Genomic DNA, 1068 nt, shown 5'->3' with positions numbered 1-1068 from the left:
ATCAAAACCCATGGTTGCCAAATGAACGAATATGATTCAGCGCGCATGGCAGATCTACTTCAAGACGATCAAGATGTTGAGTTGACAGACACTCCTGACGATGCAGACATTTTGTTGCTGAACACTTGTTCTATTCGTGAAAAAGCACAAGAAAAGGTTTTCCACCAACTTGGTCGTTGGAAGAAGTTAAAAGAAACAAATCCAGAACTGACGATCGGCGTTGGCGGCTGCGTAGCAAGCCAAGAAGGCGAAGCTATCCGAGATCGCGCCCCATATGTTGATGTAATATTCGGTCCACAAACACTTCATCGCCTTCCAGAGATGATTGATGCATCCAAGACTTCTGATGTAGGTGTTGTGGATATCACCTTCCCAGAAGTAGAGAAGTTCGATCATCTACCTGCACCTGGCGTAGATGGACCATCAGCATTCGTTTCAATCATGGAAGGCTGCAGTAAATATTGCACATTTTGCGTCGTACCATATACCCGAGGCGAAGAAGTCAGTCGCCCAGCTGACGACGTTATTGCGGAAGTAGCCCACCTTGCGGAACAAGGCGTACGTGAAATCAACCTCCTGGGTCAGAATGTTAATGCCTATCAAGGTAACACGCATGATGATGACATCATGGACCTTGCCGAGCTGATCACCATTATCTCTGGCATTGAAGGGATCGATCGTATTCGTTACACCACGTCACATCCTGTTGAGTTTAGTGATGCATTGATTGATGTTTACGCAACAGTCCCGGAACTCGTAAGCCATCTGCACCTTCCTGTACAAAGCGGTAGCGATCGCATTTTGGCCGCAATGAAACGCGGCCATATGGCGTTAGAGTACAAATCTAAAATTCGTCGTTTACGCAAGCATCGTCCAGATATCAGCATTTCGTCTGACTTTATTATTGGCTTCCCGGGCGAAACGGAAAAAGACTTTGAAGATACAATGAAGCTTATCAACGACATTGGCTTCGATACATCTTTCAGCTTTATCTACAGCGCTCGACCTGGAACACCTGCTGCGGATCTAGCAGACGAAACATCAGAAGAAGTGAAGAAACAACGCCTG

Annotated in this window: 1 protein-coding gene; it reads left to right on the top strand. The window is 46.3% G+C overall.

Features of this window, described 5'->3' with window-relative positions; all coding sequences use genetic code 11:
• The coding region (gene miaB, locus A3762_RS02545; protein WP_068753966.1) for a tRNA (N6-isopentenyl adenosine(37)-C2)-methylthiotransferase MiaB at positions 1-1068 on the top strand (1068 nt) is incomplete at both ends.

This window comes from Oleiphilus sp. HI0125, from assembly GCF_001635355.1.
The sequence above is the reverse complement of the archived record's forward strand: the minus strand, read 5'-3'. Positions and strand labels throughout refer to the sequence as shown.